This window comes from Micromonospora sp. GCM10011542, assembly GCF_042650685.1.
Lineage (GTDB): Bacteria > Actinomycetota > Actinomycetes > Mycobacteriales > Micromonosporaceae > Micromonospora.
Window position 1 is genome coordinate 94437 of sequence record NZ_JBHSBO010000031.1, and the last position, 26876, is coordinate 121312.

The following is a 26876-nucleotide window of genomic DNA, read 5'->3' on the forward strand; positions in this document are numbered from 1 at the left end:
AACGGCGCATGAAACGATTCAGGAGGGGTGCAGATGACCGTCGACGCACCGGGCACCCAGGCTCCGCTGCTGGTCCTCGACGGCGTGACGAAGTCCTTCGGGGCCGTCGCCGCGCTGCGCGGGGTGCACCTGGCGCTGCACCCCGGTGAGGCCCACGCCCTGGTCGGCGAGAACGGGGCGGGAAAGTCCACTCTGGTGAAGGTTCTGGCCGGCGCGCACGCGCCGGACGCCGGGGAGATGAACCTGGACGGGCAACCGCTGCGACTGCGCGGTCCCGCCGACGCCCGGGCCGCCGGCATCGCGGTCATCTACCAGGAGCCGACGCTCTTTCCGGACCTCTCCGTGGCGGAGAACATCTTCATGGGTCGGCAACCGCTGCGCGGCCTGCGTCGCATCGACACCGCCGCGATGAACCGCGACGCCGAGCGGCTGTTCCAGCGGCTGGGGGTCCGGATCGACCCGACCCGCCCCGCGCGTGGCCTGTCCATCGCCGACCAGCAGCTCGTCGAGATCGCCAAGGCCATTTCGTTCGACGCCCGCGTCCTGGTCATGGACGAGCCCACCGCCGCGCTCTCCGGTGTGGAGGTCGAACGGCTCTTCGCAGTCGCGCGGGCGCTCTGCGAGGGTGGGGCGGCCGTGCTGTTCATCTCGCACCGGTTCAACGAGGTGTTCGACCTGTGCCACCGCGTCACCGTGCTGCGCGACGGCGCCTGGGTCTCCAGCGACCACGCCGCCGACCTGACCGTCGACGAGGTGGTGCGGCGCATGGTCGGCCGGGACGTCTCCTCGCTCTACCCGAAGCAGGACGCCGAGCTGCGGGACACGCTGCTCGAGGTCCGTGGGCTGACCCGGGCCGGCGTCTTCACCGACGTGTCGTTCTCCGTCCGGGGCGGGGAGATCGTCGCGCTCGCCGGGCTGGTCGGCGCCGGGCGCAGCGAGGTCGCCCGCGCCGTCTTCGGCGTCGACCGCTACGACACGGGCGAGGTGCTGGTGGCCGGCCGCGCCGTCCCGGCGGGCAACCCAGGCCGGGCGATCGGCGCCGGCATGGCGCTGGTCCCCGAGGACCGACGGCAGCAGGGCCTGGTCATGGAGCTGTCGGTGGAGCGCAACGCCACCCTGGCCCGCCGCCGGGCACTGAGCAGGCTGGGCCTCCTGCTCGGCGGCGCCGAGCGCGCCGAGGCCCGCCACTGGACGCGACGGCTACAGGTGAAGGCCTCCCGGCTCGGCGCGCCCGTGGCGACCCTCTCCGGTGGCAACCAGCAGAAGGTCGTCCTCGCCAAGTGGCTGGCCACCGAACCACGGGTCCTGATCATCGACGAACCCACCCGTGGCATCGACGTCGGCACCAAGGCCGAGGTGCACCGGCTGCTCTCGGAGCTGGCCGGCGAGGGCCTGGCGATCCTCATGATCAGCAGCGAACTGCCCGAGGTGCTCGGCATGGCCGACCGGGTTCTCGTGATGCACGAGGGACGACTGGTCCGCGAGCTGCCCCGGGCCGAGGCGGACGAGACCTCCATCATGTTCGCCGCCACCGGTCAAGGAGCGACCTCATGAGCCTCACCGACGCCGGCGCGCCCGAACGGGCCGCCGGGAACGCCCCGACCGACCCCGGTCGGCAGCGCCGCAGCCGCACCGAACGGCTGCTCGCCGTACGCGAGCTGAGCCTGCTGATCGCGCTCGGCCTGCTGGTCCTGGTGACCACCCTGCGCAACGATCGGTTCCTGAGCGGCCAGAGCATCAAGGATCTGCTGCTCGGCTGCGCGATCCTCGTGATCCTGGCGGTCGGCCAGACCCTGGTCATCGTCACGCGCAACGTCGACCTCTCCGTCGGCTCGATCCTGGGTCTGGTCGCCTTCGCCACCGGTTCGCTGTTCCTCTCCGCGCCCGGCACGCCCTGGCCCGTGGCGCTCGTGGTGGGTGTCGCGCTGGGCGCACTGTGTGGCGCGGTCAACGGCGGCCTGATCGCGGTGGCCCGGGTGCCCGCCCTGGTCATCACCCTCGGCACCCTCTACGCCTTCCGCGGCGTCGACTACTACTGGGCGTCCGGCCGGCAGATCAACGCCGCCGACATGCCCCCGTCGTTCCTGCGGCTGGGCAACCAGACCGTGCTCGGCGTACCCGTGCTGTTCCTCGTCGCGCTGGTCGTCGTCGCCGTCGTCGGTATCTACCTGCGCTCCTACCGCAGCGGCCGGGAGCTGTACGCGATCGGCTCCGAACCGGCCGCCGCCCGGCTCTCCGGCATCCCGGTGGGCCGACGGGTGTTCGCGGTCTTCGTCGCCAGCGGCGCCCTCGCCGGGCTCGCCGGTGTGCTGTACGCGGCCCGGTTCGGCACCCTCGACGCAGCCGCCGGCAGCGGCCTGGAACTCCAGGTCGTCGCCGCCGCCGTGGTCGGCGGGGTGGCGATCTTCGGCGGCAGCGGCAGCGCGTACGGCGCGGCGCTCGGCGCCGTGTTGCTGACCACGATCGGCAGCTCACTCGCCGTCCTGCGCATCGACCCGTTCTGGCAGCAGGCCGTGGTCGGCGCACTCATCCTCGCCGCCATCGGGCTGGACCGGCTCCTGGCCCTGCGGGTGGCGGCCCGGCTCCGAGGGAGAAGCGCGCATGGCGCATGACAGCCTGTACGCCGCACCGCCCACCGCCGAGGCCGAGCCCGGCGCGGGCCGCCTCGCCAGCCTGCGCGGGCTGTTCGGCTCCTGGGACGCGGTGATCGTCGCCGCCCTCGTGGTGGCCGTGCTGGTCGCCAGCCTGACCGTGGAGAATTTCGCCACCGGACGCAACGCCCAGTTCCTGCTGCTCGACCTGATGCCGCTGGCGCTCATCGCGCTGCCGATGACCCTGATCGTGATAACCGGTGAGATCGATCTCTCGGTGGCCAGCATGGTTGGGTTGTGCAGCACGTTGATGGGGCAGCTCTGGCTCACCAGCGGGCTGTCCCTGGAGCTGATCTGCGTCCTGGTGGTGCTGCTCGGCGCCGTGCTCGGCGCGGTGAACGGCCTCTTCGTCACCGGCTTCGGTCTGCCGTCGCTGGCGGTGACCATCGGCACGCTCGCCCTCTACCGGGGGTTGTCCTTCGTGGTGCTGGGCGATCAGGCGGTCGCGGACTTCCCGGCCGACTGGACCGTCGCCGTGGTGCGCACCATTCCCGGCACGTCGATCCCGGTCGTGGTGGTCCCGCTGCTGCTGCTCGCAGTGATCTTCGGGGTCGTGCTGCACGCCACCGCTGTCGGTCGCGCGCTCTACGCCATGGGCAACAACGACCAGGCCGCCACCTTCACCGGCGTCTCGGTGGCCCGGACGAAGTTCTGGCTCTTCGTGGTCTCCGGCGCGGTGTGCGGGCTGGTCGGCATCTTCTGGACCCTGCGCTACGCCAGCGCCCGCGGCGACAACGCCACCGGCCTGGAGTTGACCGTGGTGACCGCCGTGCTGCTCGGCGGTGTCTCGATCTTCGGCGGTCGGGGTGCTCTGCTCGGTGTGTTGGCCGGCGTGCTGCTCCTCGGCGTCCTGCGCAACGCGCTGCAACTCGCCGACGTCGACGCCAACGCGCTGACGATCGTCACCGGCAGCCTGCTCATCGCATCCGTCGTGCTGCCCAACGCCGTCGCGGACATCCGCGCCCGGCTGCACCGTCGACGACAGCGGCACCCCGTCGCTTCGTGACGCTCCCCCGCACACCTATCACCCCCGGAAGGATGACGATGTCCGCATACCGCAGAGGCCTCCGTGTCGGGGCCACCAGCCTCGCCGTCGCCGCACTGCTGCTCAGCGCCGCCTGTGGCGGCACCACCCGGGACAACTCCAACAACGACGGCGGCGCCGGCAACCAGGCGAGCGGCGCGGCCAATCCCGACGCCGCCATCAAGGAAGGGTTGAAGATCGCCTTCCTGCCGAAGGCCCTGAACAACCCCTACTTCACCGTCTCGGACAACGGCGGCAAGGACGCGGTCACCGAGTTCAAGGGCGAGTTCAAGGAGGTCGGGCCCTCCGAGGCCAGCGCCTCCTCCCAGGTCAGCTACATCAACACCCTGTCCCAGCAGGGCATGGACGTGATCGTCACCTCGGCCAACGACCCGAACGCGATCTGCGGGGCGCTCAACCAGGCGAAGGCGGCCGGCGCGAAGATCGTCACCTTCGACTCGGACACCAAGCCGGAGTGCCGCCAGATCTTCGTCAACCAGGTGACCGCCGAGGGCATCGCCGAGAACCAGGTCAAGCTCATCTCGCAGCAGATCGGCGGCGAGGGCGAGATCGCCATCCTCTCCGCCACCGCCAACGCGACCAACCAGAACGCCTGGATCGCGCTGATGAAGAACGAGCTGAAGAAGCCCGAATACAGCAAGATCAAGCTGGTCACCGTGGCGTACGGCAACGACGACGACCAGAAGTCCTTCCAGGAGACCCAGGGTCTGCTCCAGTCGTACCCCAACCTCAAAGGCATCATCTCCCCGACCACGGTCGGTGTCGCGGCGGCCGGCCGTTACCTCAGCGGGTCGCAGTACAAGGGCAAGGTCAAGCTGACCGGGCTGGGCACCCCGAACCAGATGCGCCAGTACGTCAAGGACGGCACCGTCGAAGCGTTCGCCCTGTGGAGCCCGGCCGACCTCGGTTACCTGGCGGCGTACGCCGGCGCGGCACTTGCCTCCGGCCAGATCACCGGCGCCGAGGGTGACAAGTTCAAGGCCGGCAAGCTCGGCGAGTTCACCGTCGGGAAGGACGGGGTGGTCATCCTCGGCCCGCCCACGGTCTTCGACAAGAACAACATCGACCAGTTCCAGTTCTGACCGCCCTCCCGGTCGGTGCCGGCGCACGCCGCGCCGCACCGACCGGGGGAGCCGACGGGAGAACCATGCCCCGCGTCTGCTTCACCCTCCAGGTCGACCCAGACCGACTGGACGAGTACCGCGCCCGCCACTCGCGGGTCTGGCCGGAGATGCTCACCGCCCTGGCCGAGAGCGGCTGGCACGACTACTCGCTCTTCCTCCGCGACGACGGCCTGCTCGTGGGCTATCTGGTCACCGACGACTTCGCGGCGGCCCAGGCCGCCATGCGGGCCAGCGACGTCAACGCCCGCTGGCAGGCGGAGATGGCGCCGTACTTCGTCGACCTCGACGACGGCGCCCCCGACCGCGCCATGCGGCCGTTGGACGAGGTCTTCAACCTTGAGGCGCAGCTTGCCGCAGATCCTGCGGCGCGGTCCGCCGTACAGACGGGAGAGACACCATGACGCAGCTCGACGCGCAGACCCTGAAGCGGGTCAGGCGGGCCCTGCGCGGCCAGCGCATCGAAACCCCGTCCTGGGCGTACGCCAACTCCGGAACCCGGTTCAAGGTGTTCCCGCAGGAGGGTGTGCCGCGCAACCCTTACGAGAAGATCGCCGACGCGGCGGTCGTGCACCAGCTCACCGGCGTCGCACCGACGGTGGCCCTGCACATTCCGTGGGACCGCGTCGACGACTACGCCGACCTGGCCGCGTACGCCCAGGACCACGGCGTCAGCCTGGGCGCGATCAACGCCAACGTCTTCCAGGACAACGACTACAAACTGGGCAGCGTCACCAACCCGGATCCGGGGGTGCGCCGCAAGGCCATCGACCACCTGCTCGAGTGCGTGGACATCATGGACCGCACCGGATCCCGGGACCTGAAGCTCTGGTTCTCCGACGGCACCAACTACCCAGGCCAGGACGACATCCGCGCCCGGCAGGACCGGCTCGCGGCGGCGCTGCGCGAAACCTACGACCGGCTCGGCGACGACCAACGGCTGCTGCTGGAGTACAAGCTGTTCGAGCCGGCCTTCTACACCACGGACGTGCCGGACTGGGGCACCGCCTACGCGCACTGCCTGGAGCTGGGCCCAAAAGCGCAGGTGGTCATCGACACCGGGCACCACGCGCCGGGCACGAACATCGAGTTCATCGTGGCGTTCCTGCTGCGCGCCGGGAAGCTCGGCGCGTTCGACTTCAACTCCCGCTTCTACGCCGACGACGACCTGATGGTCGGCTCCGCGGACCCGTTCCAGCTGTTCCGGATCATGTACGAGATCGTCCGGGGCGACGCGTTGGCGCCGGAGGCCGGCATCGCGTTCATGCTCGACCAGTGCCACAACATCGAGGCGAAGATCCCGGCCATCATCCGCTCGGTGCTCAACGTGCAGGAGGCGACCGCGAAGGCGTTGCTCGTCGACGCTGACGCGCTGGCCGCCGCGCAACGCAGCGGTGACGTGCTCGCCGCCAACGCGGTGCTGATGGACGCGTACAACACCGACGTCCGGCCGCTGCTCGCCGAGCTTCGTACGGACCTGGGCCTGGATCCGGACCCGATGGCCGCGTACGCCCGCTCCGGCTACTTCGACAAGATCCGCGCCGAACGCGCCGGCGGCCAGCAGGCCGGCTGGGGCGCCTGACCACGCTTGAGAAACGCAGACTGGGGACGTGAGGACGATGCAATCCGAGGTTCAGGCGCTGATCGCGCGCAGCAACCGGCTCGGCGCCGACCCGACCACGACGAACTACGCCGGGGGCAACACCTCCGCCAAGGGTGCGGCCACCGACCCGGTCACCGGTGGCCCGGTCGAGCTGCTCTGGGTCAAGGGCTCCGGCGGCGACCTCGGCACCCTGACCCCGGCCGGTCTGGCCGCGCTGCGGCTGGACCGGCTCCGCGCCCTCGTCGAGGTCTACCCCGGGATCGAGCGGGAGGACGAGATGGTCGCCGCGTTCGACTACTGCCTGCACGGCCGGGGCGGGGCGGCGCCGTCCATCGACACCGCGATGCACGGACTGGTCGACGCGGCGCACGTCGACCACCTGCACCCCGATGCCGGCATCGCGATCGCCGCGGCCGCCGACGGGCCCGAGCTGACCAAGGAGATCTTCGGCGACCGGGTGTTGTGGGTCCCGTGGCGGCGGCCCGGATTCCAGCTCGGCCTGGACATCGCCGCGGTGGCGCGGGCCAACCCGCAGGCGATCGGCGTGATCCTCGGCGGGCACGGCATCACCGCGTGGGGCACGACCAGTGACGAGTGCGAGCGTAACTCGCTGGAGATTATCCGGTCCGCGCAGGCGTTCCTCGACCAGCGGGGGAAGGTCGAGCCGCTCGGCCCGGTCATCAGCGGCTACGAGCCGCTGCCGACCGATGAGCGGCGGCGGCGGGCGGCGGCGTTGTTTCCGGTGCTGCGGGGCCTGGCGTCCACCGATCGGCCGCAGGTCGGCCACTTCACCGACAGTGACGTGGTGCTGGACTTCGTCGCGCGGGAGAAGCACCCCGCGCTCGCCGCGCTCGGCACCTCCTGCCCGGACCACTTCCTGCGTACCAAGGTCCGACCGATGGTGCTCGACCTGCCGCCCGTCGCGCCTGTCGAAGACGTGATCGCCCGGCTTCGGGAACTGCACGCCGCCTACCGTGACGACTACCGCGCCTACTACGAGCGGCACGCCACCCCGGACAGCCCGCCGATGCGCGGTGCCGACCCGGCCGTGGTCCTGGTGCCCGGTGTGGGCATGTTCAGTTTCGGTGCCAACAAGCAGACCGCCCGGGTCGCCGGCGAGTTCTACGTCAACGCCATCAACGTGATGCGTGGCGCGGAATCAGTGTCGAGGTATGCGCCGATCGACGAGGCCGAGAAGTTCCGGATCGAGTACTGGGCCCTGGAGGAGGCGAAGCTCCAGCGCATGCCGAAGCCGAAGGCCCTCGCCACGCGGGTCGCGTTCGTCACCGGAGGTGGCTCCGGCATCGGGCGGGCGATCGCCCACCGGCTCGCCGTCGAGGGCGCGTGTGTCGTGGTCGCCGACCGTGACGCACAGGCGGCCGCCGCTGTCGCCGCCGAGATCGGCAGCGCCGACGTGGCGGTCGCCGTCGCCGCCGACGTCAGCGACGGTGAGGCCGTGGCCGCCGCCCTGCGCGAGGCGGTGCTGGCCTTCGGCGGGGTGGACCTGGTCGTCAACAATGCCGGGCTCTCGCTGTCCAAGTCGTTGCTCGAGACGACCGAGGCGGACTGGGACATCCAGCACGACGTGATGGCGAAGGGCTCGTTCCTCGTATCCCGGGAGGCCGCGCGGGTGCTGCTGGCGCAGGGCATGGGCGGAGACATCGTCTACATCTCCAGCAAGAACTCGCTGTTTGCCGGCCCGAACAACGTGGCGTACGGGGCGGCGAAGGCCGACCAGGCGCACCAGGTCCGGCTGCTCGCCGCCGAACTCGGCGGCCACGGCATCCGGGTGAACGGTGTCAACCCGGACGGGGTGGTCCGCGGCTCCGGGATTTTCGCCGGAGGCTGGGGTGCCCAACGGGCGGCCGTCTACGGCGTGCCGGAGGAGAAGCTGGGCGAGTTCTACGCCCAGCGCACCCTGCTCAAGCGAGAGGTCCTGCCCGAGCACGTCGCCAACGCGGTCTTCGTGCTCACCGGCGGCGAACTGTCGCACACCACGGGTCTGCACGTCCCGGTGGACGCCGGTGTCGCTGCGGCCTTTCTCCGCTGATGAGCGCCGTGCGACTGGCCGCCGTGGACGTGGGCGCGTCCAGCGGTCGGGTCATGCTCGCGCGCGTCGGGCCGGGGACGCTGGATCTGACGGAAGCGCACCGGTTCCGCAACGAACCGGTGCAGGTCGCGGGCACCCTGCACTGGGACGTCCTGGCGCTCTACCGGGGCGCGCTGGACGGGCTGAGGGCTGCCGGCCCGGTCGCCGGCCTCGGCATCGACACCTGGGCGGTCGACTACGGGCTGCTCGACGCCACTGGCGCACTGCTCGGCAACCCGGTGCACTACCGCGACGGGCGCACCGAGGGCGTCAGCGACCGGGTGGCGAAGCAGCTCGGACCGGAGCGGCTCTATGCCACGACCGGGCTGCAACACCTGCCCTTCAACACCCTCTACCAACTCGCCGCCGCCGCCGGTACACCCCAGCTGGAGGCCGCGCACCGGCTGCTGCTGATTCCGGACCTCATCGCGTACTGGCTCACGGGTGAGGTCGGCGCCGAAGTCACCAACGCCTCCACCACCCAGCTGTACGACCTGCGTCGCCGCGCCTGGGCGACCGATCTGATGACCGACGCCGGGATCCGCAGCGAGCTGTTCCCGCCACTGCGCGAGCCGGGCACCCGGATCGGTCCGGTCCTGCCCGCGCTCGACCTACCCGGATCGCCCCACGTCGTAGCGGTGGCATCGCATGACACGGCCTCGGCGGTGGTCGGTGTGCCGGCGGCCAGTGAGCACTTCGCCTACATCTCCTGCGGCACGTGGTCTCTGGTCGGGGTCGAGCTGGACGCCCCGGTGCTCAGCGAACCGAGCCGGCGGGCCAACTTCACCAACGAAGCCGGCATCGACGGCACGATCCGCTACCTGCGTAACGTGATGGGGCTCTGGCCACTGCAGGAGTCGCTGCGCGCCTGGGGGACCACGGACCTGCCCGCCCTGCTCCGGCAGGCGGCCGAGGAACCGGCCTTCCGCTGCGTGGTGGATCCCGACGATCCCATCTTCCTGCCACCCGGCGACATGCCCGCACGCATCGCGCAAGTCTGTCGGCGTACCGGGGAACCGCCGCCGGACAGCCCCGCCGCCACGGTCCGGTGCATCCTGGACAGCCTCGCGCTGGCGCACCGGCGCGCAGTCCAGCAGGCGCAACGACTATCCGGTCGGCACGTCGACGCCGTGCACGTCGTCGGCGGTGGCGCCCGCAACGACCTGCTGTGTCAGCTCACCGCCGACGCCTGCGGCCTGCCCGTGCTGGCCGGGCCGGTCGAGGCCACCGCTCTGGGCAACGCGCTGGTACAGGCCCGCGCCCTCGGCGTGATCGGCGGTGACCTGGCGTCGCTGCGGTCCGTGCTGCGGCTGACTCAACAGATCGTGCGGTACGAGCCACGCCGCGACGCGGCAGCGTGGCGGGCGGCTGCCCGACGTCTCGGATGGGAGGACTGAGCATGCGCATAGCCCTGTTCGTCACGTGCCTGGCCGACACCCTGTTCCCCGAGGCGGCCAAGGCGACGGTGCGGCTGCTGGAACGGCTCGGTCACGAGGTCGTCTTTCCGCAGGACCAGACCTGCTGCGGGCAGATGCACATCAACACCGGCTACCCGGACGACGCGCTGCGGCTGGTACGTCGGCACGTGCGGACCTTCGCCCCGTACGACGTGGTGGTGGCCCCATCCGGTTCGTGCGTCGGCTCAGTGCGCCACCAGCACGCGCTGGTCGCCCGTCGAGCCGGCGACGAGCGGTTGGCCAGCCGGGCCGAGGACGTCGCGAGTCGCACGTACGAGCTGTCGGAGCTGCTCGTCGACGTGCTCGGGGTGACCGACGTCGGCGCCTACTATCCGCACCGGGTGACCTACCACCCGACGTGCCACTCGCTGCGGATGATCCGGGTGGGCGACAAGCCGCTGCGGCTGTTGCGTGCGGTCCGCGGCCTGGACCTGGTGCAGCTGCCGCAGGCCGAGCAGTGCTGCGGCTTCGGCGGCACGTTCGCGGTGAAGAACGCGGACACCTCGACGGCGATGCTGGCAGACAAGATGCGTCACGTACTCGCCACCCGGGCCGACGTCTGCACCGCCGGCGACGCCTCCTGCCTGATGCACATAGGTGGTGGCCTGGCCCGACTGCGCACCGGCGTACGCACCGTGCACCTCGCGGAGATCCTGGCCAGCACCGAGGCCGCCGCCGACCCGATCGAGCAGCCGCAGCCGCGGACCGGCGGGGTGCCGGCATGACCCGCACCTTCCTCGGCATGCCGGCCACCGCACCGCGCGGTGTCGGGCACCTGCGCGGCGACGAGCCGTTCCCGGTCGCGGCCCGGCGCAGCCTCGCCGACGCCCAACTACGCCGCAACCTCGGCCACGCCACCGCCACCATCCGGGCCAAGTCGGCTGCCGTCATCAGCGAGGTCCCCGACTGGGAGGAACTGCGCGAGGCCGGCCGGGCCATCAAGGCCGACACCATGGCCCGCCTGCCGGAGCTGCTCGACCAGTTGGAGACGGCGGTCACCGCCGCGGGCGGCACCGTGCATTGGGCGGTCGACGCCGTCGAGGCCAACCGGATCGTCACCGACCTGGTCACCGCCACCGGCAGTGACCGGGTCATGAAGGTCAAGTCGATGGCCACCCAGGAGATCGGCCTCAACGAGGCGCTGGAGGCCGCCGGCATCGAACCGGTCGAGACCGATCTCGCCGAGCTGATCGTCCAGCTCGGCCGGGACAAGCCCAGCCACATCCTGGTCCCCGCGATCCACCGCAACCGGGCGGAGATCCGCGACATCTTCCTCCGCGAGATGCCCGGCGTGGACCCGGCGCTGACCGATGAACCCGCGATCCTGGCAGCGGCGGCCCGTCGTCACCTGCGCCGCACATTCCTCAGCACCCGGGTCGCGATCTCCGGGGCGAACTTCGCGGTCGCCGAGACCGGCACCCTGGCCGTGGTCGAATCCGAGGGCAACGGCCGGATGTGCCTCACCCTGCCGGACACCCTGATCACCGTGATGGGCATCGAGAAGGTCATCCCCACCTGGGCGGACCTGGAGGTGTTCCTGCAACTGCTGCCCCGGGCCTCCACCGGCGAGCGGATGAACCCGTACACGTCGATGTGGACGGGCGTCACTCCCGACGACGGGCCGAAGAACTTCCACCTTGTGCTGCTGGACAACGGCCGTAGCGCGGTGCTCGCCGACGAGGTTGGCCGTCAGGCGTTGCACTGCATTCGTTGCTCGGCCTGCCTGAACGTCTGCCCCGTCTACGAGCGTGCCGGTGGCCACGCGTACGGGTCCGTCTATCCCGGACCGATCGGCGCCGTGCTCTCGCCCCAGCTGACCGGCGTCGAGGACAACGCCTCCCTGCCGTACGCCTCCTCCCTCTGCGGCGCGTGTTTCGACGCCTGCCCGGTGAAGATCGACATCCCGTCGATCCTGGTACACCTGCGCGCGGAGCACGTGACGGCGTACCGGAGCGACCATCGCATGCCGAGCGCCGAGGCGATCACCATGGCCGCCGCCGCGTACACCATGGACCACCTGCCCTTGTACGAGGCCGCCCAGCGCGGGTCGCGGCTCGCCCGCTTCGCCGGCCGGCGTGGCCGGGGCCTTCCTCCCCCGCTGTCCGGCTGGACCGTCGGCCGCGACCTACCGCAGCCGCCTCCGCAGACCTTCCGCGAATGGTGGGCGCAACGATGACCTCCCGCGACGTGATCCTCGGTCGGCTACGTGCGGCTCTCGGCCCGCCACCAGGCTCCCCAGGTGAGGTCGCGCGCGACTATCGACCGGCTGGCGGTGCCGTGCACCTCGACGTCCTCGTGCACCGGCTCACCGACTACCGGGCGACGGTGCACCAGTGCTCCGACGGCGAGGTGGCGCAGATCGTCGACACGATTCTCGGCGGACGGCGGGTCGTGATCCCGGCAGGGCTGCCCCGGCACTGGCTGCCCGACACCGTCGAGGCGCTCACCGACGACGATCTCCCGACCGAAGAGATCGCCACTGCCGACGGGGTGGTCACCGCAGCGGCGGTGGCGGTCGCCGAGACCGGGACCGTCATCCTCGACGCGGCCGCCGACCAGGGTCGGCGGGTCATCACGCTCCTGCCCGACGTGCACATCTGCGTGCTGCGTGTCGACCAGGTCGTCGCGGGGGTGCCGGACGCCCTCGCGCGCCTCGATCCCCACCGCCCACTCACCTGGATCAGTGGCCCGTCAGCGACCAGTGACATCGAACTCAACCGGGTCGAGGGCGTCCACGGCCCCCGCCACCTGCACGTAGTGATCGTCCCACCCCGTGCACACCACTCCGGTGGGTCACCCCTGCAGCCCGGTGTGGGCGAGGGCGCTCGATGAAATCCACCACCCGCCCGCAGCCGGTGCAGCTGATCCGGGTCGTGCCACCGTCGGGCAACATCACCGTCGCCAAGCAACAGGTATGGCTCGGCCCCACCCTCGCTGGCACCCCAGTCACGATCTGGGTCGGCACCGACCGGCTGCACGTGCTCACCGCCCACGGCACCGCATCACGTCCAGCCCATCAAGGCTGTCCCAACGCGACCTCGCCCGGCTCCTGGCCAACCGCAGCGCACCCGCCGGCGCGCCCCCACTACCGCAGCCCGAGCCGCAGACCACCGCCGTCGAAGTCGACCGGATCGTCAACGCCTGCGGCGGCATCAGCATCGCCGGCCGCCAGACCGCCCGACAAGCGTCTCGCCGAGCAGCCCGTTCTTATCCTTCAACCATGACCGAGCAATGGACCGACTCGGACGCCTGGGTCTTCTCCTCGATCGAGGGAACGGGCCCTGACGACGGATGCACACTCACCCAGATCATCAGCAAAGCCGACAGCATCAACCACGCCATCCTGACCGAGGCGGAGTTCATCCGGGCCGTGGCACGCTTGGTCGCCGCCGACCTCATCGTTGCGCAGCCCGAGACCAACTGCTACTGGCACAGCGAGACAGGACGAGAGCTGCATCAACGATGGATGGAACGAGGCGGACTGTTCAGCTGGATGGACGTGATTCCACCACAGCTGCGCCGACTCGGCCAGCCGCAGGATGCCGCTTGGTCGCTGCCCGCCGGCACCTTCGAACACGCAGTGCAGGAACACCATCGGTGGGCCGAAGCGATCCTCAACCGACAGCGACGCTACGGCCGCCAGAACTCAGGAAACAGGCCATAACAGCCCTCGCGGCTGCCCTCGTGCGGCCTGCCGCGGCACCCACACGGCGGAGCCCTGGTCGGGCCCGCCTGGCTCCTGGCTGTTCGTGATGGGCGCGGTCACTTACCGGCGGGTTTCAACCCCTTGACGAACGCGGCGAACTCGGCCCGCTGTTCCTCGGTCATCAGGCCCTTCGGAATCGTGATCCCCTGGAGCTTGCCGAACATGATGTACCAGACGTCGGGGGTCTCGATGACGCGGTCGATGCCGGCCCACCGAACCCGCAACTCGGCGAGTGGGTAAATCTCCGTGAGCCACTCGGTGTCCAGGGTCATGTGAGACCCGTCCTTGATGACGTCGGACTGTGCATGCATCGACCGAGCCACTGCGATCGGTTCGATCGCGACCACGAACAGCAGGCCGAGGACCAGGACCACATAGGCAAAGAGCCTTGCGGGGTCCAGTGCCACCAGGGCGAGGCCGAGGACGATCAGCACCCCGCTCATGAAGCGGATGAACTTCAGTTGCGGACCGAGGATGAACCGGAGTGTGCGCCGTAGCTGTTTTTCGTCATAAGGGACCCGCATGGAGATCTGCACCTCCGCATCCTAGATTGATCGTCAAAGGGCGCTGCTGGCGACGTCAATCACTGAGGTCATCAGCGTCGAGGCGCCGCGTGACGTACCTGTGGAACTATTCGGATGGGACCGTCCGGGTGGCTTGGATGGCCCGGCGCAGCCGACCGTCAGCAGCCAACTCCCCGAACATGTAGATCTCCGTGGTGATGGTGCCGCCCTTACGCAGCTCCGCGATGAGCCGGTACCGGGCGGCGACATGGTCGCCGTCCACCAGCGCCTGCTCCACCTCGACACGGAGACCGGCTGCCCGTTTGCGGGCTGGACGGATGTGATCCAGCAGCCGCTTCCGGTCCAGCAGCACGCCGTCGTTGACCAGCTCATAGTCCGGCGTGTGGTATCGGTCAAGCACGGTCGCCGGATCCTCCTCGCCCAGCCCCGCTTCCTGCGGATAGTGGATTAGATAGCTGGTCAGATCGGTACGGGGCGTCATTTGCTCTCCCTGAAACGACTTATCTTTGACAGCGTGTCTACGATAATGCCTCAGCGGTAGATTAGACAACATGTCAGAGATAGCGGGTGGTCGGCGCCGGCGGCGGCGTTCGGACGCCGAGCGCAGCGCCGCCGCTGTACTCGACGCCGCCGTCCAGGTGCTCGGTCGGCATCCGGACGCGAAGGTGGAACAGGTCGCCGCCGCAGCTGGCGTCACCCGCCAAACCGTCTACGCCCATTACCCGTCCCGGCCGCTGCTGGTGGCCGCGGTCATCGACCGCATCACCGCCGAAGCCGTCGCCGCCCTCGACGCCGCCAACGTGGACAGCGACACCGTCACCGAGGCGCTGCTGCGCTGGCTGGACGTCACCTGGCGGCTGTTCGACCGGTACCCGCTGCTCCTGCACCCGTCGGCGACCGCCGTTAACCAGGCGGACTCCGAACGTCAGCATGTCGCGGTCAACGAGCGCCTGGAGCGGCTGATCAGGCGCGGCCAGGCCACCGGCGAGTTCGACGGCACCCTCAGCCCGGCCTGGTTGGTCTCCGCGACCATCGCGCTCGGTCATTCTGCCGGCGGCGAAGTCGCCGCTGGCCGCATGACCACCGCGCAGACCGCGGCAGCGCTACGCCACAGCATCTTGCGCCTCTACGACGCCCGCGAGCCCTAATCAGCGACGGTCTCCTGCCACTCCCGGATCCACTTAATCTTCACCAGTGCACCCAGCCCGCCAGCACACGAACCTCAATGCCGCGGTCGAGGGGCCACGGACCGCCGCTCACGCCGAGGCCCGGCCGCGACGGTTACCGAAGCCCGCGACAGAAAGCTGCAGAACTGGCTGACCCCGTTAACTTTGCAGAGCCACGATGGCGGCGAGCTGCGCTGTGATGGCCCACACGTCCACGACCCACCCGTCGAGCGTCACCTCGACATGCGCGCGCAGCGGCTCGATGGCCTCTGATGGCAGGTCCCATAAGCGTTCGAGGAAATCGTCCGCGCCGAACTTCTCCACCATGTTGACCACAACCACGGTGAGACTCTAGCCAAGACGCCCCTGCCACGCTGTTCCATGATCGGCAGGACAGGCTCTAGGCCGTTTTTCAGAAGTGCTCGTGTTGGGCCTACTCGGAACGGTGGGTAGCCTGCCGGCATGGCAAAGGTTGTCACCTACCTGGAGATGAATAACGCCAAGGACCTGCGACCTGGGAAGGTGGTGCGGGAACTTCTCCTACGGCGCGTTGACGGTGGCCTGCCGTTCGTGCGTGCCACCAATGCGCAAGTCGGAGCTCCCTACGGGTGGCGGAGTGCGTCTCGCACTAACGAAGAGTGGCAGGAGCTGATGCGGTGTCGTCCGCTGCGCCAGTACTGGTTCATCACCCTGAAGGACGAGACCGTGGGGGTTGCAAATTTGGAACCCCAGCCTGACGGAGATGTGGAGATCACCACCTTTGGGCTGTTGCCCGAATACGTCGGGAGGGGCCTCGGTGGCCATGCGCTGACGCTGACCATCCGGCAAGCATGGGACAGTGAGGCCGTGGAGTCTCCGGCTGTACGCAGGGTTTGGCTGCACACATGCTCGTTGGACCATCCGAATGCACTACGCAACTATCAGCGACGCGGCTTGACTGCCTATCGCACCGAGGTCGAAGCCGAGTAATGGTCGGCTCAGGCCGAATCAAGCCGGCGAGTACGCGCGGGTACGGCTGGGACATCCGGCTTCCGGTATTCTGCGCCGGTCGGCCCACACGGTGAAGATTACGTCGTCGGAGGTGTGGCGGTACGGCGCCTCGATGATCATTAAAACGTGCGCTGCGCGACGCTGGCCGGTATCCGCTCCGGCGGAGCGGACGCGCTGGACGCCGTGCTGTCCTCCGCGCTGTGGATGAACGTGTCGGCGTAGATGGTGCTGTACATGGCCGCAATCCTCTCGGGGCGGCCCTGAGGGTCTTGGAAATTGGCGACACGGGCTGGCAACCTGGCGCAATGACGAGCATGTCGCGGGCGATCGGCCAGGCCGACCGGTCGGGCGTTCTGCACCCGGAGAACCTGGAGCGCTACGCGGCGACGATCCATGACGCCGACGCCTCCATCGCCCATGTTGTCGCCCACTTCTGGACGGTGGCGTGGGACCTCCCCGACGGGGAGTTCGTCGAGCAGCACATCATCGCCGATCCGGCCGTCACGCTGACCATCGAAGCGGGCCACGTCCCCGCCGAGCTCGTCGTGACCGGGGTCCATCGGCATGCGTGGACCCGCGACATCGCAGGGTGGGGCACAGCGTTCGCGATCCGGCTCCGGCCCGCCGGACTCGCCGTCGTGAGCGACCTGGCCCCGAAAGCGATCGCCGACCGGACACTTCCGGTCGTCCCTGACCTGGACGCCCGGCTACACGCCCTGATGCGGGCGGTTGCCCACGCCCCGGACGTCGAGTCCCGGATCGCCCAGGCAACGAGGCTCATCGCCGAGATGTCAACCGAGCGGCCATTGACTGCGCGACAGCTGCTCGCCAACGACGCGGTAGCCGCGATCAACCAGGGCGATCCCCTGCCGGCAGGTCCGTCGACGCGGACCGTCCAGCGCGCCCTTTCCGAGACGATTGGTCACGGCCCGGGGTGGGTCAGGAGGTGGGTACGGCTCCAGGAGGTTGCTCGGCAGTTCGCGACGGGGGGCGAGGCGGGCGCAGCCGACATCGCCGCCCGGCTCGGCTACGCCGACCAATCACACCTGGTCAACGACTTCCGCGCCGCTGTCGGCATCACACCCGGGCAGTACCTGAGATCACTCCGCCAGATCGGCGAGACCGCCCGGATGGCACCGTCGGCGAGGTGACGTCGTACACCAACGTACGGCGAGCCAAGGTTGTCGGGGTCGTCGGCGCGGCGCGCCCAGCATCGCCAACGCGGCAGGTACCCAGCTCTGGCCGTAGATCAGGACACTTGGCGGCCGTTCAGCGCTCTTGTTCCCGGCACGGGTGGGGTTCAAAGGCCGAGCGGCACGGGTTGGTCTGGTACTCCGTCCGCGATCAATGCGGCCAACGGCGTGGCGAGGTCGCGTGGCGAGAACAGCTCCGGGCCGAGGTAATCCCTGATCTCTGAAAGTGACCACCAGCGCCAGCCAGTGACGTGCTCGGCGGCGAGTTCTTCATCGGTCATGGCACCGCGCGGCGTGAACGACGCGGTCCGAACGAGGAAGTAGTCGTTCACGACGCCATCGTGGCCGGGTGCATGCCCGGCCGCGACGACCTCCTGGCGCCAGACCTGTGGCGGGTCGACATCGAGGGTAAGACCAGTTTCCTCGTGCAGTTCCCGCCGTAGGGCGGCCAGCGGTGTCTCGCCGTCTTCGACGCCACCCCCGGGAGCAACCCACACCACGATCGTGCCAGCGTAATCGGGGATGGCGAGTCGACACAGCAGAACATGGTCGTCTTCGTCGAAGACGATCGCACGGGCGGATCGCCGAAGGTTCACCGTGGACATCCGGACACCTTACGGGTCAACGAACACCGTCGACGACGCGAGAGGCTGCGCGGGGTCGGCGTCGACATGTGGTGGTCCTAGCCGAAAGTGCCACTCAACATCTGACACCAAGCCCGTCACTCATCAAGTGGAACCGGATATCGCCGGCAGTCGGCTGTCCGGTCTCATGACGTGCGTGACAAATCGTTATCAGGACCTGCGTTACGCGCCGCGAGAGCGCGGAAGCGGCCGGCTGAGCGGTCCAAGCACGTCAACCTGATACACCACACCCGACCCTGAGGCCGAAGAGCACCTTCACTGGCTGGAGGAAGCGTCTCGCTCCGCTCCCGATGGTGCTGTCAGCGTGGATCCGCATCGTGGGTGACGTGTGGCTGGTCGGCACGCACCCGCAGATCAGATAGGGACCGGACTGTCAATGAGCAAATCAGGATTGATAGAGGCCACAAGCGACCCGGAACTGCAAGGTATTGAGATTCCCATCTCTGCCGGCGGAGTTCCTGGCCGACGAGGGAAACCAACTCTATGCTTGCCGCCGAACGCACTGCGGCTCATCCGGGCCGAGGGGACACCAATACAAGGACTTGCGAATGCGCCGGGAGTCTGTTCTGAACAACGGCACTGCTGGCGTCAGCGAAGTAACACCGGACGGCGAACCGCCGACCTCTACCGCAGAGGGCGTCGCGCGCCAATCCGCGGTCGCCGAGGAACAGGCGTTTCTCGACTTGGCCACGGCCCGGCGCGACAGGCTGGCCGACCACCTACAGGTCGAGCTTTCGTCAGAGGCCCTGGACGCGTTGGAGCGGGCCCGGCAGCGCATGCTCCGCCAGCAGTACGAAGAGCTACGGCGAGCACGGGAAGGGCTGGTCTTCGGCCGCCTCGACGGTCTTGATGGCACTGTGCGACACGTAGGCCGTGTCGGTCTCCGCAACGACAGCGAGGACAGTGAGCCACTGCTGCTCGATTGGCGCGCTCCCGCAGCTCGGCCGTTCTACACCGCGACGGCTGTCGACCCGCAAGGTCAGGCACGGCGCCGTCACATACGTACGAGGGGGTCGGCCGTCGTCGGCGTGGACGACGAGCCATTGGACGGGACCATAACGGCGGAACTCGTCGGTGAAGGCGCTCTCCTGGCCGCCCTCGACCAGCGGCGCACCGGCCGCATGTCGACGGCAGTCTCCACGCTGCAACGCGAACAGGACGACATCATCCGGGCCGAGGCGACCGGCCCGCTGATCGTTCAGGGCGGTCCCGGCACCGGCAAGACGGTGGTTGCTCTACACCGCGTCGCCTACCTGCTGTTCGCCCACCCGAAGATGGCCGACCAAGCGGTCCTGGTCCTCGGCCCCTCGCCGCGATTCCTCCGGTACATCGCCCAGGTGCTGCCCGCGCTCGGTGAGACCGCCGTCGTCTCGGCGACCTGCGATACGTTGCTGACCGTGATCCGCGTGGGCCGTGACGAGAGCCGGCTTCTCGCCGAAATCAAGGGCCGCGCCCTCTGGCAACCCGCGCTCGAAAACTACGTCACGTCGCTGCTTCCCCGGCCCCGTGAGCTGAAGCTGCGCTGGGAGGGCGAGTTCTACGTCATCGCGGCCGCAACAGTGGCGCACGCGTTCGCCTCGGCGGTGCAGGGACGCCCGTACCACCGCGCCCGCGCGGCGTTCGCCGAGCAGTTGCACCACCTCCTTGCCGAAGTCGTCGTCGAGCAGCGCGAGGCGCTGATGAACGAGATGGAGGAGGGCTTCGAGGACATCCTCGCCCGCGTCGACAGGGATATGCGGCATGGCCACCACTCCCGCGCGACGTCCACCGGCAGTGACATCGACGGATTGTTCTCCGAGGAAGAGATCGAAGACCTCCGTAATCGTATCGCCGAGAACGCCACCATCGCCCGGTTCATCGAGGCATGGTGGCCCACCCTCGACGCCGAGACCCTGCTGGGTGATCTCCTGACCGACCGCACCCTGCTGGCCCAGTTCGCCCCGCAGCTGTCGCGGGAGGAGATCAGCGCTGTCTCGGCCGAGCCCGCCCCATGGGCATCGAGCGACATTCCCCTGCTCGACGCCCTTGCCGACCTACTCGGCGAGGTCGACGCCCCGCAACCACAGGGTGAGTTCGTCGCCGACCGCGCTCGCCGGCAGCGCGGCTGGGTGTACGGCCACGTCATCATCGACGAAGCGCAAGAGCTCTCCGAGATGCAGTGGCAAATGGTCCTACGGCGCTGTCCCAGTCGCTCCATCACCGCAGTCGGCGACATCGACCAGGCGGAGACAGCGCACCGGCACACCAGCTGGGCACAAGCGGTGCAGGCGGCTTTCGGAGACCGCTGGACCGCCGCGGAACTCACCATCTGCTACCGGACCCCGCGCGAGGTTATGGACCTCACCGAACCGGTCTTGAAGAAGGCGGGCAGCCACAACCCGCCGCCACGGGCGGTACGCTCCTCCGGCATCGCCCCCTGGGAGCGCACGATCACGCCCGCCGACCTTGCCGACGCCGCCGCCCAAGCTGTGCGACAGCTGCAGCAACGGTGGCATGGCGGCACGGTCGGCGTCATCGCCCCCGCCGAGCGCATCGCCGAACTCCTAGCCGTGCTGAGTGATGTGCCAGTGCTCACCGCGACCCAGTCCAAGGGATTGGAATGGGACGCCACGCTACTCATCGACCCCCAGGGCATCGCCGCTGAGCCGCGCGGCTGGAACGGCCTCTACGTCGCGCTCACCCGATGCACCCAGGAACTCGGACAGCTGATACTCACGCAGCAATCGCCACAGCCATGACCAAGTAGTGACACCGAGGTCACGCAGTGCCTCGGCTGTCCACACCTGACCCGGCTTGCTTGCGCCGGTTGCGGTAGTTGACATCGTCCACGCCCTCCCCTGCGGTCCTAAGCACGCCGGCCCAGCGTCCCCTCACGATGGTCGGCTGCTTGCTCGATGCGCTGCCGAATGGGAGAGCCGCCATGGGTTGGGGCCGAGCGGACGCTCCTCCTCGCACCCAGAGGGCCGAATTATCTGGCTGAGATGGACGGACTCTGGCAGGGTCAGGGCGTGGAGACCTCGTGGCCATGCCAACCGTGAGCACCTACGCCGACGTGGCATCCCGGCCACCATCCCGATCAAAGTCGCCTGCGGCCTCTTGGCCGCATCGCTGAGCGATTGGCGCGCGACACTGGTCGTTGCGGCGATGGCTGCCGGCGTGTTCGTCGGCGTCCTGCTGACGGCGCACCACCGACTCCTGCTCCGCGGCCGAGCAGATCGACTTGGCGTAGTTGCCCTGGTGGCAAGCGGGCGATGCGCTCGCCTGGGGCGGCTCACCGTGGGGTGATCAGTGGGGCGTAGTCGGAGCGGCTGAGCGGTTGTTCCGACAGCGATCCGTCGGCGCGGGGCACACCCAGTGGCTTGCCGTCGCGGAGGAACGTCACGGCGGTGACGTCCCTGCGGCTCGTCAGGGTGCAGACGATCTGGCCGAAGGCGAGGACCTCGTCGCTGCGGCCGGCGTCGTCGCCGGGTTCGTCGACCGCGACCCGGGCCTGATTGCCGGTCACTGTCACACCGGCGGCGTTTACCGCTCCGGGCAGCGCGCTGGTGAGGTCGGTGTCGCGTTCGGCCGCGGTGGGTCCGGCGAGCAGGTCCCGCAACTGGTCCTCGATGGTGGATGGGCGGTCGACGCGCCGGAGCACCGGGATGATCCGGTTGTCGCGGACCAGGCAGAGGGTCTCGGTGGCGGGTCCGGCCGGTGCGCTGTCGGCGGGGGCGGAGGTGGGGAACGGCCCGCGCGGCGGTTGCACCGTGCGAGGTGCGTCGTCGGTGGGGATGCCGCAACCGGTCAGTACTGCGACGAGCCCCACCGCGAGGAGGTGGCGATGGTTCATCGCAGGCTTTCCGGCAGGGTGACGCGGAAGCGGGCGCCGCCGCCGGGGCGGTCGGTGACGGTGACGTCTCCGCCGTGTGCGGCGGCGTGCTGGACGACCAGTGCGAGGCCGAGTCCGGTGCCGTCGCCGGCACCACGGGTGTGGGCCGCCCGCCCCCGAACGAAACGGTCGAAGATCACCTCGCGGTCCTCGATAGGCACACCCGGGCCGTCGTCCTGGACCTCCATGATGCCGGCGCTGCCGTCGCGGTCGAGCAGGAGCAAGGTCGGGCCGCCCCCGTAGGTCACGGCGTTGTCCAGCAGGTTGGCCAGGATCTGCGCGACGCGCCGCCGCTCGACCAGCCACGTCGCGGAGACCTCCGGTGCGAGGTGGACGATCGACGCGGGCAGGTCGAGCGCGTGGCAGGCATCCCGGGCCAGCGCCACCACGTCCACGCGGGCGCGGTGGGCGGCCTGGTCGCTGCGGGCCAGGTCGATCAGGTCGTTGACCAGCCGCTGAAAGCGGTCAATCTCGTCGGCTACGAGCCCGGCCGCCATCGCCGTCCGCTCGTCCTGGTGTTCCCGCCGGCGTGCCAGGACGCTGGCCGCGGCGGCGAGGGTCTGCAGCGGCGAGCGCAGCTCGTGGCTGACGTCGGCGGCGAAGCGCCGGTCGCGCTCGATGCGGTGGGCAAGGCGGTCGACCATCTGGTTGAACGAGGAGGACAGCCGGGTCAGGTCGGGGTCGGTGGCGGGGTCGAGGCGGGCGGTGAAGTCACCGGCGGCGATCTTCTCCGCCGCGTCGGCCACCGCGGTCAGTGGGCGTAGCCCGTGCCGGGTGGCGTACCAGCCGAGCGCGGCGCCGGATCCGGCGATCATGATGGCCACGGTGGTCAGCGCGAGCGCCAGGACCTGGAACGTCTGCTCCAGCTCACGCAGGGAGTTGACCTCGAAGTACGTCGCTGTGGCGGACAGGGGCACGCCGACCACCAGGACGGGCTGGCCGTCCACCCGTACCCGCTGCACCGCCGGCTTCCCGGACGCTACGACGCGACGCAGGTCGGTGGGAATGGCGGTGGTGGGGCCAGGGTCGGCGGTGCGGGCGTACCACTCGCCGTTGAGGTGCAGCACTGGGCGGCGACCGCCCCCTGTGTCCAGCGACCGCAGCACCTCCACGACGTCGGGAGTGTCGGTATCGATCCCGGCACGAACGACGGTCGCGTCGAAGTACGCGGCGCGCAGGGCGGTGCGTTCCCGCTCGCCGATCAGGGTACGGCGGGTCAGCTCGTAGGACACCAGGGCCATCGAGGCGGCGAGCAGGAGCGCGCCGACGGCGAACGCGGCGGTGACCCGGGTACGCAGTCCGAGGCGTCTCATCGCTGCAACTTGTAGCCCAGACCCCGCAGGGTGACCAGATGCCGCGGGCTCGTCGGATCCGGCTCGATCTTCTGCCGCAACCGGCCGACGTGCACGTCGACCAGCCGCTCATCACCGATGTCGTACCCCCAGACCCGTTGCAGCAACTGCTGGCGCGACAGCACCCGGCCGGCGTGTTCGGCCAGCTCGCACAGCAGCCGGAACTCGGTGCGGGTCACGGCGACGGGCTGTCCGCGACGGCGCACTTCCCCCGCGTCGGGACTGATCTCCAGCTCGCCGAAGGCCAGCACGGGCACCGGATCCGGCGCCGGTCCCCCGACGCCGGTACGGGCACGGCGGCGCAGGGCGCGCAGCCGCGCGGTCAGTTCCTTGATGGCCACCGGTTTGACGAGGTAGTCGTCGGCGCCGGCTTCGAGGGCGGCGACGATGTCGTGGGTGTCGTCGCGGGCGCTGACCACCACGATGGGCACGTCGTCGTCGCGGCGGAGCTGCCGGATGCACTCGAAGCCGTCGAGGCCGGGCAGCATCAGGTCGACCAGCACGTAGTCGGCCCGATCGCGGCCCTGCACGCGCAGGCCCTCCTCGGCGGTGGCCGCGCCCACCGCGTCGTAGCCCTCGTCCTCGAGTGCGAGCAGCAGCGCCAGGCGGATCCGGTCGTCATCCTCGATCAGCAGTACAGCCGTCATACCGGGCATCATCCCCAGGCCACCGGCGCGCGGCCAATCGCGGCCGCCGGCCTGCGGATTTGTCACGCAACTGTCATAGATCCGCGCGGTGACCGACAAGCCCGCCCGGCACGGTGACAGGCGACCAGAACCACGACGAGAGGGGTACGGCCGTGACGGGACCACTGCAACCGACGTCGTACGCGCTGCCGCTGGTCGAGGTGTGCATCACTCAGCTCGACCTGGCTTGCGTGGCGGAGACCGGAGCCGCGTTCGACGGGCTGCTGGCCCTGCGCCCCCAGCGGGTCGTGGTCGACCTGGCCGGGTGCCGGTACATCGATGCCGCCGCCATCGGCCTGCTGCTCGACGTACACCGACGGCTGACCCGCATGGACGGCGTCCTCGTCGTGCGTAACCCGAACCACCGTATCCAACGCATTCTGCACCATGCCCGCCTGGACCAGGTCCTACCGATCGTCACCGGAGCGTCGCCGGCACCGCGCGGCGGCCCTGCGCCGCAGGACGAGTCGCGGCCCGCCGAGCCGACGCTGATCGCTTTCGGCAGAGCCCGCGTCGAGCCCTCGGGCTCCTCGCGGCCCTGAAGGTTCTTCCCGCCACAGCCGGCCAGACCTCCCGTGCACAGGAAGGACCAGCAGCATGACCGTCGTCCCGGACGACCACCTGATGACACTGATCTGTGACACCTGTGGTGACAGCCTCACGGCCGCCGCGTGCGTGCTCCCCGACGCGGAGGTGGTGTGGACGCTCGTGTCGGAACACGGCTGGAGCGGCTCCCCGTTCGCCACCGGCCCGCACCGCTGCCCCCACTGCAGCCTGCTTCCGCCCGCCCGTCCCGGGCACTCCGCGAGCGAGGGCCACGGTTCCGGCGGGGTCCTCGGCATCGATCACCTCGACGAAGCGACCGTCGTCACCGCCACCGGTGACATCGACGTCGACGCTGGCGATGCTCTGCGCGCCGCCCTGCGCGACGCGGCCGACGCGAATGGTCCGGTGGTGGTTGACCTCAGCCGCGTGCACGTCATCGACTCCACCGGCCTCGGCCTGCTGGTGCGAGCCCACCTCGATGCCCGCGAACGGGGTGTCACGCTCTGCCTCGCCGCGCCGTCGCGGTTCATCCGCACCGTCCTGCACACGATGCGCCTCGACGGGGTCTTTCCGATCTTCGACAGCCGCGAAGAGGCCCTCGCCCGAATGCCCCGGCCCGCGCTGTCGGTGCCGTCGGCCAGCGGAACCCAGAGCTGACCGATCGCGCGGAAGGAGTGGGCCGCGTCTTACGCCGCCTGACTTCCCAGGAAGACGAGGAGACCGACGTGTACATGCCCTGGCCTTTACCGGACGAGAACTGGTTCGCCGACACGAGCGAGCAGTCCGTACCGCACAGCGGGGACCTCCGCATCGAGGCGTTGGTCGCGCAGCGCCTGAGCGTCGACTGGACCACGCGGCGGCAGCAGATCAGCGTCCGCGTGCAGAACGGAGTGGTCATGCTCTCTGGGCTGGTGAGTGGCACGGACGTTCGACAGGTCGCCGCGGAACTGGCCTGGGACGTGCCCGGTGTCCTCGACGTCTGCAACATGCTGCGGCTGACCGGCAAGGCACGCCAGCGCCGCTGACCCCGGCGGGTAGCTGCTACCGCTCGCCGGGGCGATCGGCAGGGGTGGGGTGGCGGACGGCAAGGTCCCCGGCGCCCACGACCGTGGTCGGTGACTAGTCCCACGGACCGGAGGCGGCTTCCCGGTTGTCGGGGTGAAACGAAGGTCCGCGGGGAATTCATTGCCCATGCGGCACGAGGCAGGGAAGGAACCACGGGTGAACCGGTGGCCGGGACGGCTGCGTCCGGCGTTGGCGGCGCTTGCGGCGGCGGTCCTGCTCGCCGCCAGCTGCATGGACCCACCTAAGGCTTCGCCGCCCGAACCACGCCCGCTGCCGGCCACCCCGCCGGGGACGGTCGCCCAGGCCGAGGTAGGTGACCGGCTCACCGTCACCGCCAGCGTCGAGCGGATCATCACCGACGTCGCCTTCGTCGTCCGCGACGCGGACCTGACCGACGAGACCCTGCTCGTGCTGACGGCGGGCCCGCGCGCGCCGGCCCCGCCGCAATTGGTGACCGTGCGCGGCACCGTGATCCGGTTCTCCCACCGTGAACTCGTCGGCCGCTATCCTCTCGGGCCGCCGGGACCCTACCGGGCCTTCGATGGCGGACCGGCACTCGTCGCCGAGGAAGTGACGGCCTGGGAGTAGACCTCGACGCGGAGACAGACTTCCTGGCGGTACGCCGCCCGAGCCGTCTCCGATCCCCGACCGGCCTGCTCGCACCCGCCGTGACCAGCCCGATCACGGATAAAAAGGGCTCAATTAACGGGTCGGTTCGCCGGACGGCTCCACGAGGAACGATTTGATGTGCTCCAACGCCATGTCCAGAGCAACTTCCATGGGTGCAACGTTGTGCGCGGCGTTCGCCAACAAATAGCCGCCCTGCAACGCCGCCATCAACCCCGTGGCCAACTTCTCCGGGTCGGCGTCCTGACGCAGTGCACCGCTGTCCCGCATCCGGTGCAGACCATCACTGATCAGCTTTCCCCATTCCGCGAACGTCTCCGACAGCATCGATCGAGCCTGCTCATCCTGATCGGACAACTCGATAGCCATCGACCCCAGGCCGCACCCGTACTTGCCGCTGTTCAGCGAGTTGGCCTGGACCAACGCGTTACGCCACCGGACCAACCCTGAAAACGATCTCAGCCGTTCGAGCCCACCGCGCTCACGCTGAAGCACGAGCACGCCTCGATACCTGACCACCGCCCGCACAAGCTCCTGCTT

28 protein-coding genes are annotated in these 26876 nt (G+C 69.6%); 20 read left to right on the top strand and 8 right to left on the bottom strand.

The annotated features are described in order from the left end of the window. Positions 1–33: 33 nt before the first annotated feature. The 12 genes from ACFOW4_RS10955 to ACFOW4_RS11010 all read left to right on the top strand — a co-directional run bounded on the left by ACFOW4_RS10955 (position 34) and on the right by ACFOW4_RS11010 (position 13630). Positions 34–1554, top strand: coding sequence for a sugar ABC transporter ATP-binding protein (locus ACFOW4_RS10955; RefSeq protein WP_377526763.1), 1521 nt, complete (start codon positions 34–36; stop codon positions 1552–1554). Further along, positions 1551–2612: an ABC transporter permease gene (locus ACFOW4_RS10960; RefSeq protein ID WP_377526765.1), complete on the top strand. Its 1062-nt coding sequence runs from the start codon at positions 1551–1553 to the stop codon at positions 2610–2612. Before ACFOW4_RS10955 ends, ACFOW4_RS10960 begins: the two co-directional genes overlap by 4 nt. Beyond that, complete coding sequence (locus tag ACFOW4_RS10965; protein WP_377526766.1) at positions 2602–3657, top strand: ABC transporter permease; 1056 nt, start codon at positions 2602–2604, stop codon at positions 3655–3657. Before ACFOW4_RS10960 ends, ACFOW4_RS10965 begins: the two co-directional genes overlap by 11 nt. A gap of 32 nt (positions 3658–3689) precedes the next feature. Beyond that, positions 3690–4778 carry a rhamnose ABC transporter substrate-binding protein gene (gene rhaS, locus ACFOW4_RS10970; RefSeq protein ID WP_377526768.1) on the top strand — a complete coding sequence of 363 codons (1089 nt, stop codon included), beginning with the start codon at positions 3690–3692 and terminating at the stop codon, positions 4776–4778. Between the two features lie 65 nt (positions 4779–4843). Continuing rightward, a complete protein-coding gene (locus ACFOW4_RS10975; RefSeq protein WP_377526770.1) occupies positions 4844–5221 on the top strand; it encodes an L-rhamnose mutarotase in 378 nt (125 codons plus the stop codon). Then, the gene (gene rhaI, locus ACFOW4_RS10980; protein WP_377526773.1) at positions 5218–6399 is read left to right on the top strand and encodes an L-rhamnose isomerase; all 1182 of its coding nucleotides are present in this window, start codon (positions 5218–5220) and stop codon (positions 6397–6399) included. Before ACFOW4_RS10975 ends, rhaI begins: the two co-directional genes overlap by 4 nt. A 37-nt stretch (positions 6400–6436) precedes the next feature. Next, entirely contained in the window at positions 6437–8470 is a 2034-nt protein-coding gene (locus ACFOW4_RS10985; protein ID WP_377526819.1) for a bifunctional aldolase/short-chain dehydrogenase, read from the top strand. Continuing rightward, entirely contained in the window at positions 8470–9906 is a 1437-nt protein-coding gene (locus ACFOW4_RS10990; protein ID WP_377526774.1) for a rhamnulokinase family protein, read from the top strand. The genes ACFOW4_RS10985 and ACFOW4_RS10990 overlap by 1 nt, the downstream gene beginning before the upstream one ends. Positions 9907–9908: 2 nt before the next feature. Further along, positions 9909–10691, top strand: a complete 783-nt coding sequence (locus tag ACFOW4_RS10995) for a (Fe-S)-binding protein (protein WP_377526776.1) — start codon at positions 9909–9911, stop codon at positions 10689–10691. After that, entirely contained in the window at positions 10688–12142 is a 1455-nt protein-coding gene (locus ACFOW4_RS11000; RefSeq protein ID WP_377526777.1) for a LutB/LldF family L-lactate oxidation iron-sulfur protein, read from the top strand. The genes ACFOW4_RS10995 and ACFOW4_RS11000 overlap by 4 nt, the downstream gene beginning before the upstream one ends. Continuing rightward, positions 12139–12798 carry a lactate utilization protein C gene (locus tag ACFOW4_RS11005; RefSeq protein WP_377526778.1) on the top strand — a complete coding sequence of 220 codons (660 nt, stop codon included), beginning with the start codon at positions 12139–12141 and terminating at the stop codon, positions 12796–12798. Before ACFOW4_RS11000 ends, ACFOW4_RS11005 begins: the two co-directional genes overlap by 4 nt. Positions 12799–13186: 388 nt before the next feature. Next, positions 13187–13630 (top strand): hypothetical protein, encoded by a 444-nt coding sequence (locus ACFOW4_RS11010; RefSeq protein WP_377526780.1) that lies wholly within the window; start codon positions 13187–13189, stop codon positions 13628–13630. 98 nt (positions 13631–13728) lie between these two features. Here the strand turns inward: ACFOW4_RS11010 and ACFOW4_RS11015 are convergent, their stop codons facing one another. Together ACFOW4_RS11015 and ACFOW4_RS11020 are read right to left on the bottom strand one after the other, a co-directional pair. Further along, positions 13729–14208, bottom strand: coding sequence for a YcxB family protein (locus ACFOW4_RS11015; RefSeq protein ID WP_377526782.1), 480 nt, complete (start codon positions 14206–14208; stop codon positions 13729–13731). A 94-nt stretch (positions 14209–14302) separates the two neighbouring features. Continuing rightward, positions 14303–14677, bottom strand: coding sequence for a nuclear transport factor 2 family protein (locus ACFOW4_RS11020; RefSeq protein ID WP_377526785.1), 375 nt, complete (start codon positions 14675–14677; stop codon positions 14303–14305). 184 nt (positions 14678–14861) lie between these two features. On the opposite strand from ACFOW4_RS11020, the gene ACFOW4_RS11025 reads away from it, so the two are divergent. Further along, positions 14862–15344: a TetR/AcrR family transcriptional regulator gene (locus ACFOW4_RS11025; RefSeq protein ID WP_377526787.1), complete on the top strand. Its 483-nt coding sequence runs from the start codon at positions 14862–14864 to the stop codon at positions 15342–15344. Between the two features lie 177 nt (positions 15345–15521). On the opposite strand, the gene ACFOW4_RS11030 is transcribed toward ACFOW4_RS11025, so the two are convergent. After that, complete coding sequence (locus ACFOW4_RS11030) at positions 15522–15704, bottom strand: hypothetical protein (RefSeq protein WP_377526790.1); 183 nt, start codon at positions 15702–15704, stop codon at positions 15522–15524. Between the two features lie 120 nt (positions 15705–15824). On the opposite strand from ACFOW4_RS11030, the gene ACFOW4_RS11035 reads away from it, so the two are divergent. After that, positions 15825–16331, top strand: coding sequence for a GNAT family N-acetyltransferase (locus ACFOW4_RS11035; protein WP_377526792.1), 507 nt, complete (start codon positions 15825–15827; stop codon positions 16329–16331). Between the two features lie 335 nt (positions 16332–16666). After that, positions 16667–17503, top strand: a complete 837-nt coding sequence (locus tag ACFOW4_RS11040) for a helix-turn-helix domain-containing protein (protein WP_377526794.1) — start codon at positions 16667–16669, stop codon at positions 17501–17503. Positions 17504–17652: 149 nt separating this feature from the next. Here the strand turns inward: ACFOW4_RS11040 and ACFOW4_RS11045 are convergent, their stop codons facing one another. Continuing rightward, on the bottom strand, positions 17653–18150 hold the full coding sequence (locus tag ACFOW4_RS11045) for an NUDIX hydrolase (protein WP_377526797.1): 498 nt from the start codon (positions 18148–18150) through the stop codon (positions 17653–17655). A 587-nt stretch (positions 18151–18737) separates the two neighbouring features. On the opposite strand from ACFOW4_RS11045, the gene ACFOW4_RS11050 reads away from it, so the two are divergent. Then, a complete protein-coding gene (locus ACFOW4_RS11050; protein WP_377526799.1) occupies positions 18738–20927 on the top strand; it encodes a HelD family protein in 2190 nt (729 codons plus the stop codon). A 533-nt stretch (positions 20928–21460) separates the two neighbouring features. Here the strand turns inward: ACFOW4_RS11050 and ACFOW4_RS11055 are convergent. Genes ACFOW4_RS11055 through ACFOW4_RS11065 form a run of 3 tightly spaced genes read right to left on the bottom strand, consistent with a single transcriptional unit; the run spans position 21461 to position 24059 of the window. Next, positions 21461–22021: a GerMN domain-containing protein gene (locus ACFOW4_RS11055; protein ID WP_377526802.1), complete on the bottom strand. Its 561-nt coding sequence runs from the start codon at positions 22019–22021 to the stop codon at positions 21461–21463. Continuing rightward, entirely contained in the window at positions 22018–23373 is a 1356-nt protein-coding gene (locus tag ACFOW4_RS11060) for a sensor histidine kinase (protein ID WP_377526804.1), read from the bottom strand. The genes ACFOW4_RS11055 and ACFOW4_RS11060 overlap by 4 nt, the downstream gene beginning before the upstream one ends. After that, entirely contained in the window at positions 23370–24059 is a 690-nt protein-coding gene (locus ACFOW4_RS11065; RefSeq protein WP_377526807.1) for a response regulator transcription factor, read from the bottom strand. The genes ACFOW4_RS11060 and ACFOW4_RS11065 overlap by 4 nt, the downstream gene beginning before the upstream one ends. Positions 24060–24211: 152 nt before the next feature. Between ACFOW4_RS11065 and ACFOW4_RS11070 the strand changes: the two genes are divergently transcribed. The 4 genes from ACFOW4_RS11070 to ACFOW4_RS11085 all read left to right on the top strand — a co-directional run bounded on the left by ACFOW4_RS11070 (position 24212) and on the right by ACFOW4_RS11085 (position 26297). After that, positions 24212–24640: an STAS domain-containing protein gene (locus ACFOW4_RS11070; protein ID WP_377526809.1), complete on the top strand. Its 429-nt coding sequence runs from the start codon at positions 24212–24214 to the stop codon at positions 24638–24640. Positions 24641–24695: 55 nt separating this feature from the next. Next, positions 24696–25301: an STAS domain-containing protein gene (locus ACFOW4_RS11075; protein ID WP_377526812.1), complete on the top strand. Its 606-nt coding sequence runs from the start codon at positions 24696–24698 to the stop codon at positions 25299–25301. A gap of 68 nt (positions 25302–25369) precedes the next feature. Next, entirely contained in the window at positions 25370–25669 is a 300-nt protein-coding gene (locus tag ACFOW4_RS11080) for a BON domain-containing protein (protein WP_377526814.1), read from the top strand. 196 nt (positions 25670–25865) lie between these two features. Further along, positions 25866–26297, top strand: coding sequence for a hypothetical protein (locus tag ACFOW4_RS11085; RefSeq protein WP_377526817.1), 432 nt, complete (start codon positions 25866–25868; stop codon positions 26295–26297). Between the two features lie 114 nt (positions 26298–26411). Here the strand turns inward: ACFOW4_RS11085 and ACFOW4_RS11090 are convergent. Beyond that, a partial coding sequence (locus ACFOW4_RS11090; RefSeq protein WP_377523720.1) for a TetR family transcriptional regulator C-terminal domain-containing protein occupies positions 26412–26876 on the bottom strand: 465 nt, incomplete at its 5' end.

Excerpts from the sequence above, each read along its gene's own strand:
- ACFOW4_RS10955 (WP_377526763.1), top strand. The coding sequence starts at position 34 with ATGACCGTCGACGCACCGGGCACCCAGGCTCCGCTGCTGGTCCTCGAC.
- ACFOW4_RS10960 (WP_377526765.1), top strand. The coding sequence starts at position 1,551 with ATGAGCCTCACCGACGCCGGCGCGCCCGAACGGGCCGCCGGGAACGCC.
- ACFOW4_RS10965 (WP_377526766.1), top strand. The coding sequence starts at position 2,602 with ATGGCGCATGACAGCCTGTACGCCGCACCGCCCACCGCCGAGGCCGAG.
- rhaS (WP_377526768.1), top strand. The coding sequence starts at position 3,690 with ATGACGATGTCCGCATACCGCAGAGGCCTCCGTGTCGGGGCCACCAGC.
- ACFOW4_RS10975 (WP_377526770.1), top strand. The coding sequence starts at position 4,844 with ATGCCCCGCGTCTGCTTCACCCTCCAGGTCGACCCAGACCGACTGGAC.
- rhaI (WP_377526773.1), top strand. The coding sequence starts at position 5,218 with ATGACGCAGCTCGACGCGCAGACCCTGAAGCGGGTCAGGCGGGCCCTG.
- ACFOW4_RS10985 (WP_377526819.1), top strand. The coding sequence starts at position 6,437 with ATGCAATCCGAGGTTCAGGCGCTGATCGCGCGCAGCAACCGGCTCGGC.
- ACFOW4_RS10990 (WP_377526774.1), top strand. The coding sequence starts at position 8,470 with ATGAGCGCCGTGCGACTGGCCGCCGTGGACGTGGGCGCGTCCAGCGGT.
- ACFOW4_RS10995 (WP_377526776.1), top strand. The coding sequence starts at position 9,909 with ATGCGCATAGCCCTGTTCGTCACGTGCCTGGCCGACACCCTGTTCCCC.
- ACFOW4_RS11000 (WP_377526777.1), top strand. The coding sequence starts at position 10,688 with ATGACCCGCACCTTCCTCGGCATGCCGGCCACCGCACCGCGCGGTGTC.
- ACFOW4_RS11005 (WP_377526778.1), top strand. The coding sequence starts at position 12,139 with ATGACCTCCCGCGACGTGATCCTCGGTCGGCTACGTGCGGCTCTCGGC.
- ACFOW4_RS11010 (WP_377526780.1), top strand. The coding sequence starts at position 13,187 with ATGACCGAGCAATGGACCGACTCGGACGCCTGGGTCTTCTCCTCGATC.
- ACFOW4_RS11020 (WP_377526785.1), bottom strand. The coding sequence starts at position 14,677 with ATGACGCCCCGTACCGATCTGACCAGCTATCTAATCCACTATCCGCAG.
- ACFOW4_RS11035 (WP_377526792.1), top strand. The coding sequence starts at position 15,825 with ATGGCAAAGGTTGTCACCTACCTGGAGATGAATAACGCCAAGGACCTG.
- ACFOW4_RS11040 (WP_377526794.1), top strand. The coding sequence starts at position 16,667 with ATGTCGCGGGCGATCGGCCAGGCCGACCGGTCGGGCGTTCTGCACCCG.
- ACFOW4_RS11045 (WP_377526797.1), bottom strand. The coding sequence starts at position 18,150 with ATGTCCACGGTGAACCTTCGGCGATCCGCCCGTGCGATCGTCTTCGAC.
- ACFOW4_RS11050 (WP_377526799.1), top strand. The coding sequence starts at position 18,738 with ATGCGCCGGGAGTCTGTTCTGAACAACGGCACTGCTGGCGTCAGCGAA.
- ACFOW4_RS11055 (WP_377526802.1), bottom strand. The coding sequence starts at position 22,021 with ATGAACCATCGCCACCTCCTCGCGGTGGGGCTCGTCGCAGTACTGACC.
- ACFOW4_RS11060 (WP_377526804.1), bottom strand. The coding sequence starts at position 23,373 with ATGAGACGCCTCGGACTGCGTACCCGGGTCACCGCCGCGTTCGCCGTC.
- ACFOW4_RS11065 (WP_377526807.1), bottom strand. The coding sequence starts at position 24,059 with ATGACGGCTGTACTGCTGATCGAGGATGACGACCGGATCCGCCTGGCG.
- ACFOW4_RS11075 (WP_377526812.1), top strand. The coding sequence starts at position 24,696 with ATGACCGTCGTCCCGGACGACCACCTGATGACACTGATCTGTGACACC.